The organism is Marinobacter sp. LM1 (genome assembly GCF_042763285.1).
GTDB lineage: Bacteria > Pseudomonadota > Gammaproteobacteria > Pseudomonadales > Oleiphilaceae > Marinobacter > Marinobacter nauticus.
Map to the genome: position 1 here is coordinate 3,632,245 of NZ_CP114373.1, position 14,742 is coordinate 3,646,986.

14 protein-coding genes are annotated in these 14,742 nt (G+C 59.6%); 4 read left to right on the plus strand and 10 right to left on the minus strand.

The annotated features are described in order from the left end of the window. Window positions 1-76: 76 nt before the first annotated feature. On the minus strand, window positions 77-1,030 hold the full coding sequence (locus OZ656_RS17070; protein ID WP_278350547.1) for a LysR family transcriptional regulator: 954 nt from the start codon (window positions 1,028-1,030) through the stop codon (window positions 77-79). Window positions 1,031-1,159: 129 nt separating this feature from the next. On the opposite strand from OZ656_RS17070, the gene OZ656_RS17075 reads away from it, so the two are divergent. Genes OZ656_RS17075 through OZ656_RS17090 form a run of 4 tightly spaced genes read left to right on the plus strand, consistent with a single transcriptional unit; the run spans window position 1,160 to window position 4,951 of the window. After that, a complete protein-coding gene (locus OZ656_RS17075; RefSeq protein ID WP_227548872.1) occupies window positions 1,160-2,119 on the plus strand; it encodes an iron-siderophore ABC transporter substrate-binding protein in 960 nt (319 codons plus the stop codon). Window positions 2,120-2,127: 8 nt separating this feature from the next. Continuing rightward, window positions 2,128-3,153, plus strand: a complete 1,026-nt coding sequence (locus OZ656_RS17080; RefSeq protein ID WP_278350546.1) for an iron ABC transporter permease — start codon at window positions 2,128-2,130, stop codon at window positions 3,151-3,153. Continuing rightward, a complete protein-coding gene (locus OZ656_RS17085; RefSeq protein WP_286715572.1) occupies window positions 3,150-4,157 on the plus strand; it encodes an iron chelate uptake ABC transporter family permease subunit in 1,008 nt (335 codons plus the stop codon). The genes OZ656_RS17080 and OZ656_RS17085 overlap by 4 nt, the downstream gene beginning before the upstream one ends. Further along, complete coding sequence (locus OZ656_RS17090; RefSeq protein ID WP_153740591.1) at window positions 4,154-4,951, plus strand: ABC transporter ATP-binding protein; 798 nt, start codon at window positions 4,154-4,156, stop codon at window positions 4,949-4,951. The genes OZ656_RS17085 and OZ656_RS17090 overlap by 4 nt, the downstream gene beginning before the upstream one ends. Window positions 4,952-4,957: 6 nt before the next feature. Here the strand turns inward: OZ656_RS17090 and OZ656_RS17095 are convergent, their stop codons facing one another. The 9 genes from OZ656_RS17095 to dctP all read right to left on the minus strand — a co-directional run bounded on the left by OZ656_RS17095 (window position 4,958) and on the right by dctP (window position 14,404). Next, window positions 4,958-6,160, minus strand: a complete 1,203-nt coding sequence (locus OZ656_RS17095) for a multidrug effflux MFS transporter (protein WP_278350544.1) — start codon at window positions 6,158-6,160, stop codon at window positions 4,958-4,960. A 97-nt stretch (window positions 6,161-6,257) separates the two neighbouring features. Next, window positions 6,258-6,689, minus strand: coding sequence for a DUF4124 domain-containing protein (locus tag OZ656_RS17100; RefSeq protein WP_153740590.1), 432 nt, complete (start codon window positions 6,687-6,689; stop codon window positions 6,258-6,260). A 107-nt stretch (window positions 6,690-6,796) separates the two neighbouring features. Further along, a complete protein-coding gene (gene glcF / locus OZ656_RS17105; protein ID WP_228224037.1) occupies window positions 6,797-8,005 on the minus strand; it encodes a glycolate oxidase subunit GlcF in 1,209 nt (402 codons plus the stop codon). A gap of 2 nt (window positions 8,006-8,007) precedes the next feature. Next, complete coding sequence (gene glcE / locus OZ656_RS17110; protein WP_153740588.1) at window positions 8,008-9,075, minus strand: glycolate oxidase subunit GlcE; 1,068 nt, start codon at window positions 9,073-9,075, stop codon at window positions 8,008-8,010. Further along, window positions 9,068-10,540 carry an FAD-linked oxidase C-terminal domain-containing protein gene (locus OZ656_RS17115; protein WP_278350543.1) on the minus strand — a complete coding sequence of 491 codons (1,473 nt, stop codon included), beginning with the start codon at window positions 10,538-10,540 and terminating at the stop codon, window positions 9,068-9,070. Before OZ656_RS17115 ends, glcE begins: the two co-directional genes overlap by 8 nt. Window positions 10,541-10,552: 12 nt before the next feature. Continuing rightward, window positions 10,553-10,978 (minus strand): heme-binding protein, encoded by a 426-nt coding sequence (locus OZ656_RS17120; protein WP_278350542.1) that lies wholly within the window; start codon window positions 10,976-10,978, stop codon window positions 10,553-10,555. Window positions 10,979-10,997: 19 nt separating this feature from the next. Beyond that, window positions 10,998-12,536, minus strand: a complete 1,539-nt coding sequence (locus tag OZ656_RS17125) for a TRAP transporter large permease subunit (protein WP_014422554.1) — start codon at window positions 12,534-12,536, stop codon at window positions 10,998-11,000. Then, entirely contained in the window at window positions 12,533-13,243 is a 711-nt protein-coding gene (locus tag OZ656_RS17130; protein WP_014422555.1) for a TRAP transporter small permease subunit, read from the minus strand. The genes OZ656_RS17125 and OZ656_RS17130 overlap by 4 nt, the downstream gene beginning before the upstream one ends. A gap of 102 nt (window positions 13,244-13,345) precedes the next feature. Continuing rightward, window positions 13,346-14,404, minus strand: a complete 1,059-nt coding sequence (gene dctP / locus OZ656_RS17135) for a TRAP transporter substrate-binding protein DctP (protein WP_014422556.1) — start codon at window positions 14,402-14,404, stop codon at window positions 13,346-13,348. Window positions 14,405-14,742 lie beyond the last annotated feature (338 nt).

Genomic DNA, 14,742 nt, shown 5'->3' on the forward strand with positions numbered 1-14,742 from the left:
GCAACGTTCACGATGTATCAGTTTTCGCATTTGCGAATCATTATCAGTGGCGTGAACATTAACACAACGCAAGGGTTCAGGTGTTGGAATGATGCGTTCCGCTTTTCGGAACAGCCTGTGTGGCAGTTCCAGCACCCCCCGTCCATTCCTCCGGGATACAGCTTCGTAAATGAGCAATAAAGGCCCGCACCCGACGGGGAAGAACACCATGAGGATAAAGCAAGGTTACTGGCAGGTCGGGTCCATACCAGTCCGGTAAACAGGACTGAAAGCTACCGGGGTGAGCCGTCAGCCGGCGCTCTACCAGCCAGGCCGGCATCAACCCCAGGCCGCGGCCCGCTGCAATGGCGTCACCCTGTACATTGAACTGATCCACGGTAAACCGGCGATCCGGTAGCGACAGCGGAAAATTGCCCTGGCGGGAGTGATGCAGTATCACCCCGGTGTCTGCCATACCCAGCAGATCCACCCAGGGATGATGGGCAAGCTCTCCCGGTGAAGCCGGCTTGCCGTGCTGCCGGAAATAGGCCGGGCTACCGAAAATACCCTGTTTGAGCACACCGAGCACCTCGTGGCGCAGCGCTGTCTCACCGGCCTCGCCCAGCCAGATACACACACCGTCCTCGACCGCTTCCGGCAGGTTCCTCTGGGTGTGAATCGCAACACGAAGGTCGTCATGGTCAGCCATAAAGGACTCAACCACCCCGGAAAACCAGCCACGCACAAAAGATTCGTGACAACGCAATTCCAGCTTGCCGGTTACCTCGGCTTTGAGTTCGTCCAGTGCCTCCCGCCCCTGCACCACCAACTCGAGAATGTCGTTGCAATAGCGGTAGAACACACGCCCGGCATCGTTCGGCACGATCTTCCGGGATTGCCTCAACAGCAGTGGCTGCCCCACATTCTCCTCCAGTTGCCGAATCCGGCGGCTGAGAGTGGACTTGGGTAGTCCCAGATCCAGGGTACTGGCGGTCAGGCTGCCAGTACGCACCACGGACACAAAGGCCTCCAGCTCCTGCAAGTCATACATGATTTGGTTCCATTATTTGCAACTGACCGTTCCAATTTATCACTTTAAAACCTTAACGAGAACCATTATCATTATTTTCCATTAAAATTTGCAAGCTATCTAACACCCCGCTGCCGGAGCGCACTGACCATGACATGCCGCACTCACCCCCCTAAACAGACGCTTCTCCGTTCCATTGCCGTACTGGCTCTCTCCGCCATGGGCGTGGGTGCCAGTCTCGCGGATACCCGGTCTGTGGAAACGGCCTATGGCCCGGTAACGGTCAACGGCCAGCCAGAGCGAGTAGTCACACTGTATGAGGGTGCCCTGGACACGACACTGGCCGTAGATGCCAACCCAGTGGGCGCAGTGATTACCCGTGGCGGCAGCGACGTTGCCGATTACATCAAGTCCCGGGCGGGTGATATCGCTATTGTGGGCGCTCCGGCCGAAACCAATATTGAAGCGGTTATCTCCGTCCGGCCCGATCTGATTCTGGCGGCGCCACGCACCAATGAGCAGCAATACCAGTTGCTGTCGCGGATTGCGCCGGTGATCGTGTCAGATGTTCCCATGTTCCAATCAGACAGCTGGGAACGGGAAACCCGCCTGTTCGCCAAAGCCCTGGGGCGGGAAGAAGCCGCTGAGCAGGTGATTGCCCAAGTCGAATCACGCATTGCCGAAGTTGCCGCCCTTGTGGAGGCCCGCATCCCGGAAGCCCAGCGAGATGCCACCCTGGTTCGCTGGATGCCCCAGGGCCCCCTGGTGATGGCGGAAGGCCTGTTCTCGGCCTCGATTCTTCAGGCAGTAGGCTTCCGGATAGATGACAATGATCTGGTTAAAGAAGGTCGCCCCCATAGCGAACCACTGAGCCTGGAGAACCTGTCCAGCATGGATCAAAGCTGGGTATTCCTGGCGACACTGAATGCAGATGGCGATAAAGCACTGGAGGCAGCCCGCCAATCCCCGGCCTTTGCCCGCCTGGATGCGGTTGAACACGACCGGGTGATCACCGTCAGCGGGCAACTCTGGACCAGCGCTACCGGACCTCTGGCGGTACTGGCCATTCTTGATGACATCGAAGCTGCGGTCACGGCCATTCAGCCCTGAAGCGCCCAATGTTAAACGCTCTATCCCCGACTAGCGTGGTTGCGTCTCGCGCTTTTTTCCCGCCGCTTCTGGCTGCGGGATTTTTATTGTTGCTGGTGGTACTGGCCAGCCTGCTCTATGGCGCCGGCCCGGTGTCTGCCAGCGATGCCATTGCGGCGCTGATGGCCAATGGCACTGAGGAAGCCTGGTTTGTGGTCACCGAACTTCGGCTACCCCGCACCATCATTGCCCTGGTCACCGGCCTCGCACTGGGCCTGGCTGGTGCCCTGCTCCAGTCCATGACCCGCAATCCGCTCGCCGAGCCTGGCTTGCTGGGCGTCAGCGCTGGCAGTGGCTTTGCAGTGGCCCTGGCCATCCTCTTGGGAGCCACCACAGCCACACTCACCACTCTGGTCGCCCAGCTCGGGGCGCTGGCCGGCTGCGCCCTGGTGATCGCCGCCACCCGGGTGCAGGGGCTGGGCAATGATCCTGTGCGCCTGGTATTGGCCGGGGCCACCCTGACCGGACTGCTGCTGGCGCTGACCTCCATGTTGATGTTGATAGACCAGCGAGCCGCCGATGAGATTCGCTTCTGGATTACCGGCAGCGTGGCCGGCAAACCCTTATCCATACTTTGGGCAACGCTTCCTTCCATCACACTCGCGCTGGTTCTGATGGCTACCGTGGCACGACCACTGGCAGCCATGGCCCTGGGCGAAAAGGCGGCCGTTGGGCTGGGACATCACCCGGGGCGAATCCGTTTCCTGATCACCCTCACGGTTGCTCTTCTGGTGGGCTCGGCAACGGCCCTGGCCGGGCCGCTGATCTTTGTGGGGCTGGTGGTGCCGTTTATTGCCCGGGCCTTTTCTGGCCCGGATATCCGCAAGACCCTCTGGCTGTGTGTGCCTGTTGGCCCTGCCGTGGTATTGGGTGCCGACGTGGTTTCCCGGTTGATTGCCGCGCCCGCCGAAATGCCTCTGGGGGTGGTTACCGCTCTGATTGGCGCTCCGGTGCTGCTGGCCATTGTCCGGGCCGGCCGGATGCCTTCGCTATGACCGCAGGATTCGCCATGCCGGACAAACGTAACGCTCTGGTTAATACCGCCCTGCTCGGGCTGTTAGTCCTGGCAACCATCATCTCGCTGGCCACCGGTACCGTGCAGGTTTCCCTGTTCGATACCCTCAGGGCATTAGCCGGTAACGCAGACCCAATAACCGATTTCGTGATCAACGAGCTTCGTCTGAGCCGGGTAATTGCGGGACTACTGAGTGGCGCGGCGCTGGCCATGGCCGGATGCCTGATGCAGACCCTGGCCCGTAACCGTCTGGCGACACCGGGCATTATCGGCATCGATAACGCGGCTACCGCCTTTGCCGTCGCGTCGGTAGTGGGTGTGGGGCTATCGCTGGCGCCATCAGCCATGGCTCTGGCCGGAGCGGCAGCCGCCACGGCGATCGCCTTTGGTCTGGCGGGCGCCAATGGTACCCGCGGCTATCGCTTTATCGTCGCCGGAATTGGCATTGGCGCCATCGCGGGCGCTGTTACCCAGGTAATGCTCAGTCGGGTGGCGATTGATGCCGCCAATGCGGCCTATCCCTGGACCGTGGGCAGTCTGAATGCCCGTTCCGGCCAGAGTGTGCTGGTACTCGGAATGGGCCTTGCGGCCGGCTACCTGGTTCTTATGAGTCTCAGCCGGGCCCTCAATACCTTGCAGTTCACGGATGCGGTGGCCATTGCCCTGGGCACCCGACTGAAAGCCACCCGCATAATCGGCCTGGGTTTGTCGGTGATGCTCACGGGCCTGGCAGTATCGGTCTGCGGGCCGGTTGGCCTGATTGCCCTGCTGGCGCCGGAGCTTGCCCGGGCCCTGTGCCGCCCGGGCAAGGTTCCGCTCACGGCTGCGGCCCTGGCGGGCGCCAGCTTCATGCTGATTGCCGACCTGTTAGGCCGCACGCTGTTTGCGCCGCTGGAAATTCCGGTAGGCATCATTACCGCCATCGTCGGCAGCCCTTACCTGCTCTGGATACTGCTGAGACCTTCGCCACGGAGCCTGACATGAGCCAACCCCAAACCGCGACCCTTGCCGCCGACGACATCACCCTGGCGCACCGTCAGTTTGTGGTAGCGGAGAATCTGAGCCTTCATCTGCCAACGGCCCAGGTCACCGCCATCGTGGGCCCCAACGGCTGCGGAAAATCCACCTTGCTGAATGGTCTGGCCCGGATTCATACGCCCAAGGGCGGCTCGGTGCTTCTTGACGGCAAGGATATCCATCGCCTGCCGTCCAAAGAAGTCGCCCGGAAACTGGCCCTGCTACCCCAGGACAACACCGCCCCGGAAGGTCTCACCGTTGCCGACCTGGTACGCTTTGGCCGCCAGCCTCATCAGGGCTGGATGACACAGTGGTCGAAAGAAGACCAACGGGCCTTCGATCAGGCGATACAGGCCGCCGATGTTGCCGGATTGGCTGACCGTGCACTGGACACCCTCTCTGGCGGGCAACGACAGCGGGCCTGGATTGCCATGGCGGTGGCCCAGCAAACGCCGCTGTTGCTGCTGGATGAGCCCACGTCGGCTCTGGATCTGGGTCACCAGATTGAGGTGTTTGAGTTAATCCGGGCGCTGAGCGGACAAGGCAAGACCATCGCCATGGTGGTGCACGACCTGGCCAGTGCCTGTCGCTATGCGGACCATATGGTGGCCATGAAAAATGGAACCATTATTGAGGAGGGCGCTCCGGCGGAGATTGTCTCACCGGAGCTGGTGCAGGAACTCTACGGCGTCAGCTGCGATCTGATTCACGACCCGGCCACCGGTAGCCCGTTACTGGTCAACGTGCGCCGCAATCCCTGAGCGGTATCAGGCCTGGGCTTCGGCCCTGGCCTTTTCCCGGGCAATAGCGGCTGGCGCTCCGGCCGCCAGCACCACCGCACCAGCCGAGCAGGCCAGCATGCTCAGCACGATGGGCAGCAGCGCATCACCTCCGAAGGCCGATGACAGCGCACTGATCCCTCCGGCCAGGGTGAATTGAGAGGCGCCCAGCATAGCGGCGGCGGTTCCGCCCAGATGCGGAAAGAACTCCAGCGCATTGGCCATGTTGTTAGGCACGATCCCGCCCTGACAGCCAATGGCGCCAATGATGAACAACGCCACCGCCCAGAACGGGCCGTCCAGAATTACCACGGTAACCAGCCCGACCAGCATCAGGAACTGCAGCATGACCTGTACCCGCAACAGGATTACCGATGGGAAACGTCGCAACAGCGGCCGGTTGACCAGATTCAGCACCGCCATCAATCCGATATTGGCCGCGAACAGCATGGAGAAACTGGCGTTCGACAGACCGAACCACTCCTGGTAGATAAACGACGAGTGGGTAATGAACAGCAGCATGGTGCTGAAGCACATCACCTGAATACCGATAAAGCGCATGGTTGTGCTGTGGCGAAGCACCAGCAGGTAGTTGGTCACCAGAGTTTTCACCGGCGTCGTGGCCTGGGGCCTGGGTTTCAACCTGGGAAACAGGGCAATTTGCAGCACGACCGCCAGCAAGAGCGCGTAGCCGGCCAGAAATACGAAGATCCAGTGCCAATCGCCGAGCGCGAGCATCAACGCACCGAGTGAAGGTGCCGCAGCCGGGGCAATAAACATGATCAGGCCAATCAGGCCGAACAGGCGCGCGGCTTCCTGTCCGCCCACCTGGTCCCGGACAATCGCCGGCACCGAGACCGCACAGAAAGCACCGCCGATGCCCTGCACGATCCGCCAGCCCACCAACTCCGCCAGGGTATCAGCACCAGCAATCATCATCGCGGCAATGGCGAAAATGGTCAGTCCAACGAAAAGTATCAGCTTGCGACCATAGCGATCCGACAAAGGCCCGCCCACCAGCTGGGCGAGACCAAGGGTGGCGACATAGGCACTCAGAGTCAGGCCCACATCCGCGTGGGGAATACCAAATCCGTCGGCAATATCGGGGAACGCTGGCAAATACGCATCCAGAGCCAGAGGCCCCAGGGCGACGGTCATACCAAGTAATAACGCGAGCTGAAAATGAGACAAGGGCTACCTCCGCTGACTAGGTAGATAGCTAACAATAATCAAGGAGAAACCACAATGCGCGGTTTCCGAAGCCCGGGCAGAACTCAGCTACTCAGGCCTAATCGAGCACGCACTCCCGGCTATAAAGCTGACTGAGCTTGCGTCGTTTCTGGCGCAGGCCATTGCCTCGATCATTGCTGTAGCCGGCTCGCAACTGGCCCTGAATCCGGTCCAGCTGCTTCCGATATTTCTCGCACTGTGCCGCCTGCTTTTTCGCCTCTCTGGCCTGGGCGTAGCGATCCGTGCTGCCGGGGGCCAGCAGGCGACTCACCTCGGCCCGGCTTTGCCGCACTCGGTCAGCCTGGCGGATGTTTTCGCCCATGGGGACGGTCACCGGTGGTTTCACCGAAACACTGGAATGTCGCAGCTGCCTGGGAGGCGTATCGGAAAAGTGAATGGACCCGTTGGCATCGGTCCAACGGTAGATTTCGGCAGTGACGGGCGCTGCCGCGGCAACGAAAAGCAGGCTCAGGGCCAGTCTCCTTGGCATGGGATCACATCCTGTGAAAGAGTTATCGCAACATTCCCGCTGCCATCACGGCAGCGGGACAGGCGCTGGGGACTATACCGAAAACCAGCGCCACTTTCAGGAACGGGTCAGCGGTCCAGCAACTCGATCCAGTGGTTCACCGGCACGTCTGCTTTGCTCTCCAGGTGCAACTGGCAGCCAATGTTGGCCGTGACAATCCGCACCGGGTTCTCCACCGTCAACGCCTTGAGCTTGTTATCCAGCAGCTTCTGGCTCATCTCCGGCTGGGTAATGGAATAGGTACCCGCCGAGCCACAGCACAGGTGCTTGTCTTTGGTGGCCGCCAGGTCGATTCCCGCTTTGGTGAGCACCTGCTCCACTACTCCATTCTGTTTCATGGCGTGCTGCAGGGTACACGGACAGTGGAACGCCACCTTGCCAGCCTGGGCACTGGCCTTCAGAGGCTCCAGGTCTTCCTTCAACAGGAACGCCCCGAGATCAGTGCACAGCTCGCTGACCTTCCTTGCCTTGTTGGCGTAGACCGGATCATCTTTCAGCAGATGGCCGTAATCCTGGACCATGGCACCACAACCTGACGCGGTCATGATGATGGCCTCGGCTCCGGCTTCAATGGCGGGCCACCAGGCATCGATGTTGCGGCGCATCTGTTCCAGACCGCGCTCATGTTCGGAAAGATGGTAGTTCACCGCGCCACAGCATCCGGCCTCGGGGGCTTCCACCATGGTCACGCCGAGCTTGTCCAGCACCCGGGCGGCGGCAGCGTTGGTATTGGGCGCAGCCGACGGCTGAACACAGCCGGCCAGGGCCAGAACCACACGGCTGTGGCTCGACGAGGGCCAGGGGCTTGCGTGCCGGCGGGGCGGCACCTTGGTGCGCAGTTTTTCCGGCAGGACCGGCCGGAAGGCCTGGCCCAGACGCAGCATCAACCCGAACAGCCGGCGATCCGGCAGGAAGCGGGTCAGCGCCCAGCGCAGCCATTTTTCCTGCGGCTTACGCGGCAGCTCTTTCTCCATCAAACCACGGCTGATATCCACCAGACGGCCATATTTCACGCCGGAGGGACAGGTGGTTTCACAGCTTCGACACGTCAGGCAGCGGTCGAGATGTTCACGGGTTTTCTCGGTCACTTCGCCGCCTTCCAGGAACATCTTCATCAGATAGATGCGGCCACGGGGCCCGTCCCGCTCGTCGTTCAGTTCCTGGTAGGTTGGGCAGGTTGCGGTGCAGAAACCGCAATGCACACAGGCCCTGAGGATCTCCTCCGCTTCCTGACCTTCGGGATCATTGGCAAATTGTTGAACCAGATTCGTTTGCATAATTACAACCAGCTATAGAGACGGCCAGGATTGAAAATGCCGTCGGGATCGAACGAGTGTTTCACGCGGCGCTGGATGGTTTTCAACGCCTCGGGTTGGCTTTGCATCACTTCGGCAGTGCGATCACCACCCCGGAACAGGCTGACCTGACCACCGGCAGCGCGAGCCAGTGGCTCCAGATCGCTGAGTGAGGCCTGGCCGCGATACCATCGCTGGGAGCCAACCCAGTCGATCATCCAGGGGCCGTCCAGCTTCGGCGTTCTGGCGGTGGAATCCAGGGAGAACCGCCAGAGAGGTGCTTCCGGATCGTCAAAGAAGCCGTGCCGCATGTCCTGAACCTCTCGCCAGAACTGGTCACCCTCAGCCATAACCTCGCCACCCCACTTCTCGGCGGTCGCCTCAACCGCTGATTTTGCACCGGCCAGGCGCAGGTACACCTTGCCATCGACCCAGCAGGCACCGGTGATGGGTTTGGGCTCACCGGCACGGCGGTTCATGTATTCCACCACCTCGTCCATGGCCATCTCCCGCACCAGGGTAACGGTGGCCGCCGGCTTCGGCATGACTTTCAGACTGATTTCGGTGATCACCCCGAGCGTTCCCATGGCGCCGGCCTGCAAACGGGAAACGTCATATCCCGCCACGTTTTTCATCACCTGGCCACCAAAACGCAGGTGTTCGCCCTTGCCGTTCAGCAGGCGAATACCCAGCACCTGATCCCTCACCGATCCCGCCCAGGGTCTGGCCGGGCCGGACAGGTTGCAGGCCATTGTGCCGCCGATGGTGGATGCGCGGCCAAAATGCGGCGGCTCAAAGTGCAGACACTGGCCCTGCTCCGCCAGCACCGCTTCAATTTCTTTCAGGGTGGTACCGGCACGTACCGTCAGCACCAGCTCTACCGGATGGTATTCCACCACACCAGTGTGCTCGGCCAGGCTCAGAATGCTGGCATCAGCATCGCTCTGGCGCCCCATAAAGGACTTGCTGCCGCCGCCGACAATGTTGAGTTTCTGCCCGTTACTGCGGGCCTTGAGCACCTGCTCCTGTATCGTTTGGATCTGATCAGCCATGGGCAGTGTCCGCCTCTTCGTGCTTGTGTTGCTTGTGCTCGATGGAGCGGTATTCCTGACAGAATTTCAGGGTGGGCACCCCTTTGCCCGGGTTCAGAATTCCGGTGGGGTCGAAGGCCGCTTTCACATCGTGGAACTGCTGCAGCTCGTCATCATTGAACTGCACCGCCATCTGGCGAATTTTCTCCACGCCCACGCCATGCTCACCGGTGATGCAGCCACCCACCTCCACACAGAGTTCCAGGATCTTGCTGCCGAACGCCTCGGTGCGCTCAAATTCGCCTGGCACGTTGGCATCAAACAGGATCAGCGGGTGCAGGTTGCCATCGCCCGCATGAAACACGTTCGCCACCCGCAGGCCGAACTCTTCTGACATCTTTTCCATTTCCAGCAATACCTTGGCCAGATAGCGACGCGGAATGGTGCCATCCATGCAGTAATAATCCGGCGAGATCCGCCCCACCGCCGGGAAGGCCGACTTGCGCCCTTTCCACAGCAGAGCCCGCTCTTCCTCGCTCTGTGAGGTGCGAATGGAGGTCGCGCCCAGCTTACCGAACAGCGCTTCGGCCTCTGCGATGTGTTCGTGCACTTCCTCTTCGGTGCCGTCCACTTCACACAGCAGCAGGGCCTTGGCATCCCGGGGATACCCGGCACCGCAGAAGTCATCGGCCGCGACAATGGCATGACCATCCATCATTTCCAGGCCACCGGGGATGATGCCGTGGGAAATCACGCCACCCACCGCGTCGCCCGCTTTCTCGATGCTGTCGAAGCCCGCCATGATCACCTGTGCCACTTCCGGCCTGGGCAGCAGTTTCACCTTCACCTCGGTGACCACGCCCAGCAGTCCTTCAGAGCCGGTGAGCAGCGCCAGCAGATCCATACCGTAGCTGTCCAGGCCATCGCTGCCGACCGTTACCCGGTCACCCTCGGCGGTGATCATTTCCACACTGAGGATGTTGTGCACGGTCAGGCCGTACTTCAGGCAGTGCACGCCACCGGAGTTTTCGGCCACGTTGCCGCCAATGGTGCAGGCGATCTGAGAAGAAGGATCCGGACCGTAATAGAGACCATACTGTGCGGCTTCTTCACTGATCGCCAGGTTACGGACACCCGGCTGCAGGCGTGCGGTGCGACCAATCGGATCAATGTTCAGAATCCGGTTGAACTTGGCCAGCGAAAGCACAACCCCTTCCTTATGCGGCATGGCACCGGCACACAAACCGGTACCGGCACCACGGGCCACCACCGGCACACCGTGTTGGTGGCAAATGCGCATGACCCGCTGCACCTGTTCCACGGTTTCCGGGAGCACCACCAGCATGGGCATTTCCCGGTACATGGCCAGGCCATCGCACTCATAAGGTTTCAGGGTTTCGTCATCGGTGATGACGAAGTCCGGGTCAATAAAGGCCCGGAACTGCTCCGCCAGCCGGGATTTGCTGATACGGGATTGAGTATTCATAAGAGGCACCGGTTACTGGCGTTTGCTTTCAAAATGGTCGATGCCAGCCTGGGCACAGTCCATGTCCTGTTGTGGAGTGCCCGAGCTGAGACCGATACCGCCGACCACTTCACCGTCTACCATCACCGGCAGGCCACCGCCTACCGTGCTCAGGCGACCGCCCACTTCAGTATGTATACCGAAGGCGAGGTTGCCCGGCACATTGGCGGCATTGTAGTCATGGGTCGCTTTGCGCGCGGCCGCAGCGGTATATGCCTTGTCCTGTGCGATGGTAACACTGGTCACTTTGCCCCCGTCCATACGCTCAAAGGCGATCAGCGTGCCGGACTCGTCCACCACCGCGATGCACATGGGCACTCCGATTTCACGGGCCTTGGCCGCCGCACCCTCAATCAGGATGCGTGCATCAGACAGGTCGAGACGATGAATGGTCAACATAACGATTTACTCCTCTTGGTTAGCCATAAGCGAGATTGGGCAGCCAGGTAGTGATGGCCGGGAACACAATGCACAGGAATACGCCCAGGGCCTGGATGGCCAGGAACACCAGGGATGACTTGAAGATGGTGCCCATGGAAATTTCCGGCGGGCACACGCCGCGGATATAGAACAGCGCATAGCCGAAGGGCGGGCTCAGGAACGACATCTGCATATTCACCAGATACAACACCCCGAACCACAGCACCACGTCGTCACCAGACACGCCCGGCAGGCCAAACAGACCCGGGAACTCCAGGGCTTCCACAATGGGGATAAAGATAGGCACCGCCAGCAGCAGGATGCCGACCCAGTCCAGGAACATGCCCAGGACCACCAACAACACCATCAGCAGGAACAGGATGCCGTAGGCCGGTAGGCCTGTGCCCAGAATGGATTCGGTAATAAAGTCCTGACCACCCTGGAGAATGTAGAAACCTACAAACACCGAGGCACCAAACATGATCCATAGCACCATGGCGGAAGCCTTCGCGGTGGTCACCGAGGCATCCCGCAGAGTCGCGATGGTGAACACCTTGTGTTTCATGGCCACGAGAATGGCGCCAAATGAGCCGATGCCGGCCGCCTCAACCGGTGTGGCAATGCCGCCAAAGAGCAGGCCAAGCACCAGGAACACCAGAATGAGAGGCGCAATCAGGTCTTTCAGAAGCAGCAGCTTGTCTTTCAGGCCGATGCGTTCCTCCTTGGGAATGGGAGGCCCGAGTTCGGGGTTCAGCTTCGCCCGGATCCAGACATAGAACACATACAGGCTGGACAGCAGAACGCCAGGAATCACCGACCCCAGATACAATTCACCCACCGATTGCTGGGCAACCACGGCATAGAGGATCGCCAGAATCGAGGGCGGAATGAGAATACCCAGGGTGCCGCCCGCCATGATGGAGCCAAGGGCGATTTTGTGGTCGTAACCCCGTTTGAGCATGGCCGGCAGGGCAATGATACCCATGGTCACGACCGCCGCACCGATAACCCCGACCATCGCTGCAAGAATAGTAGAGGCCACAATAGTGGCAATGGCCAGGCCGCCGCCAACACCACCCATCCACTTGTAGACGACGTTGAACATCTCCTCGATCAGCCCGGCCCGTTCGAGCATCGCCGCCATGAAGATGAACAGCGGAATAGCGGCCAGATCCGAGTTGGTCATCATCGGGAAGATGCGGCTGGGGATGATGTTCAGCATCAGCGAGTCGCCCACCAGATAAATGAAGGCAACCCCAAGACCACCGGTAACAAACGCCAGTGGCAGACCCATCATCAAAGCCACCAACAGGGAGCCGAACATCAGGTAGGTGAGCGGCCCGATGTTCACATCGGCCAGGCTTCCGGCCAGCTTGAACAGGAATTTCTCATCGCTGAACGGGTCGTAGAACAGAATGTTGACGAACTCGACAAACATCACAAAGGCCAGCGCAGCGGTGGCCAGAATCATCAGCCAGGTGCCAAGCTTGCCTTTGAGGTTGCCCTGGCCCGGATTGTTCACTGTAGTGGTAGTCATGCGTGTTGCTCCCGGCCAAGCTTGACGAACAGGGCAATGTCCTTGATCAGTTTGGACAGGCCCGCCAAGGTAAGTAGAACAGCCCCCAGCAGCATCATGGCCTTGACCGGCCAGTACTGGATGCCCCAGGTCTCGACGGTACGTTCATCCATCGAGTAGGAGTTCTGGAAAAAGGTCCAGGAGGTAATCACCAGTGCCAGCGCAAACATAAAGAAGAACATGGAGGTGAAGATATCCATGCCGATCCGGCCCCGCACGGGCAACAGGTTGTAGATCACGTCGACCCGCACATGGGCACCATGCAGCAGGGCAAACGCGCCCGCCAGCAGGTACTGCATGCCGAACAGCAGAAAGCTGGCCTCATGCACCCAGATGGTCGGCATATTGAAGATGTAGCGCATAACCACTTCAAAAAAGTAGAAAACAACGGCGTTTACGGTCCAGAAGGAAATAAACACGCCAGATTTTTCGCTGATCCAGTCGATGATCCGGGTAAACCAGTTCGCGTAATCCGACTCGATGGTTTTCGACATTTCGGCTTCGATCTGCTGAAGCTTCTCGTTTGCCAGGGCATTCTTGTCAATCGCCTGCACGCCACGGCTACTGGACCAACGGTCCCACGCCATCATCAGCAGCGGCATTACCGCCAGCCAACCCCAGTAGAACCAGTGCGGCAGCACAAAGCCAAAGTTGCTCAGATCAGACATACTGTCCTCTCGTCAGTGACAACGCGGGGAAGGGAGAGAGCGCCCTGAACCAAGGCTTCCCTGCCCTTCCCCGCTTTTTTGATTGTTGTTGGTAGTGCCGCTTTACTTGCCAGCCGCCTTGAGGTCTTCCTCGGTGACGTAGCCCACGGTGTCGTTCATCATGTACTCGAGCTGCATATCGAAGATGGCCTTGGCATCCTCGTTCTTGTTCGCCCAGTTGTACCAGATGGGAATTGCCGCGCGACGGAACTCCTGCAGATCCTGCTGGCTCAGACGCGTGACGGTGTCACCATCCGCCTTGAACTTCTCCATGGCTTCGATGTTGCGCTTCTGGATGGTCAGGTAGTGCTTCTGGGAGTAATTGCGCACTTCTTCCTCAACCAGTTGCTGCAGTTTCGGATCCAGGGCGTTCCAGGCACGCAGGTTTACCGTCAGGTCCATCAGATCCACCGGCTGGTAAATAGACATCACCCCTGGAGGCCCGAACAGGATGTAATCGGTCACCTGGGAGAAGCCCAGCTCATAGTTCACTGCCGGGCCCACGTAGTCCGCCGCATCGATGGTGCCCTTTTCCAGAGCCGGGAAGATGTCGGAACCCGGCAGGCTGACAGTGGATACCCCGAACTGCTGGAATACTTCAGCCACCATGCCGCCTGGCACCCGGATCTTCATACCCTTGAGATCCGCCAGGCTGTTCACCGGCTTCTTGGAATGAATGATGTTGGCGTCGTGCTGAATCGGGCCCACGTAGAACAGCCCGTATTTTTTGTAGATCTCCCGGGTTTTTTCCAGCATGCCCAGGGAATAGAACATGGTGTCCCACTGGTGTGGCTGATCCGGGCCAGCCGGGTAGGACGACAGGAACACCGATGCCGGAATCTTGCCTGACCAGTACAGGGTAAACGGGTTCATACCCTGCAGTACGCCATTACGTACCGCATCAAACAGGGCGTTGTTGTCGGCCGCGACCGCCTTTGCGGGGTACGGCCTGAAAATAAGTTCTCCGCCGGATTTTTCCTTGATGCTGTTGCACCATTCCTCGAACAGGTCATAGCCAACCGTGCCCGCATCCCACACCGACTGAATTTTCCAGGTAGTCGCGGCCTGGGCCTGACCGGCGCCCAGTGTCAGCGCGCCTGCCAGGGCTGCACCAACCGCCATTTTTTTGAGAAAACTCCGGCGTGGTGGGTTTGCGTCTGAATCACAATGCTTGTCGTTGTTATCATTGATGTTCATCGAAACATCTCCGTTCACTTTGTTGTTATGCAGAGGTAATCCAACACCAGCAAATGCCAGCATTAAAAAGATATTCGTAGGCAGGTGCGGTTTAGTCCAGAGAATTGCCAACTGGTCAGACCAGTTTTTAATTGCGGCAAAATGGACGAATTCGGTGCTATAGGCCATAGTTAGCGGTCTGGAGGGCAACACTCGAGAAGGACTTCCTGATCACTTGAACAACAGCAACTGGTCTGACCAGCAAGACCCGTCAGGTAGAAAAC